At 37.4% G+C, this 1,053-nt stretch carries 2 protein-coding genes; both read right to left on the reverse strand.

All coding sequences use genetic code 11. The annotated features are described in order from the left end of the window. A partial coding sequence (locus tag U2P91_RS17920; protein ID WP_322520105.1) for a PorP/SprF family type IX secretion system membrane protein occupies positions 1-716 on the reverse strand: 716 nt, incomplete at its 3' end. A gap of 18 nt (positions 717-734) precedes the next feature. Further along, positions 735-1,053, reverse strand: a 319-nt coding sequence (locus U2P91_RS17925) for a gliding motility-associated C-terminal domain-containing protein (RefSeq protein ID WP_322520106.1), incomplete at its 5' end; no start/stop codon positions are given.

A 1,053-nucleotide genomic window follows, 5' to 3' on the forward strand; every position in this document is an offset into this window, starting at 1 on the left:
ATCACATTTACATCGTACTGAAAAGGGGAACTGTCGGCATATCTAAGAAGCAGGAACGGAGAAATGCTAAGGTCTTTAACCATATTGATTGGAAACTTGTATCCGCCTGTTACCAATAATTGTCGGTTTAATTGGTAAGAACTTTGTTTATCGCCACTGGATTCGGATATTGAGTTGTTGAGTAGTTGAGGAACTGTGATGCCCAGTAATAGATTATTATAAGTGTAATAGACACCTAAGTTAGCCATAAACTCGGTGTTTTTGATGTTGTTGTTAAGCAAATAAGGATCGCTTGAGTTTGCTATAATTCCGGACATATCCATTCTGAAATCGGAAACTCCGGCAGAAATACCAAATCGAAGGTTGTGCTCGTCGGTGAATTTTAAACGGTACGAATAACTAAGTAATGCTTGTGTGTTACTAAAAATACCTACATCATCATTCGTCAGATTTAAGCCAGCACCATATTTCCCCTCCTTTAATGCAGCATCTGCTGTAAAAACATGGGTAACCTGACCACCATCAAAACTCATGAATTTTTGATTGCGGATAAGGTATGAATTGAATAATTTATTGGCCCCTGAAGCTGCCGGGTTGTATACAACCGGATTAATGTAATACTGATCAAGTAAAGGTACCTGTTGCGCTTTTACAGAAAAATCAGCAAAAGCTACTAGTGTTAAAATGAATGTTATAAGCTTTACTTGGATTCTCATAATATGGGTATATTCAGCTTAATTCTTGCCAAGAATGGATATCGTTCCTCTAATTGGGTTTATTTTTTCCTGGTTAAAATTGATTAGGTAGTAATAAGCACCATTGGGAAGAATCGATCCGTTATAGCTTCCTTTCCAATTATTTTGATAAGATTTGGCATGATAAATTTCCTGTCCGTAGATATTAAAAATGGATACCTCAGGAGCATTTAAATCCGATTCGTATTGAATCAGCCATTCGTCATTTATCCCGTCACCATTCGGAGTGAGTGCATTGCCGACAATTACCTTTTTACCATCCTCTAAATGTATTTCGGCTAGCTGACCTGCATCGGAA

The organism is Acetobacterium sp. K1/6, assembly GCF_034438075.1.
Lineage (GTDB): Bacteria > Bacillota > Clostridia > Eubacteriales > Eubacteriaceae > Acetobacterium > Acetobacterium carbinolicum.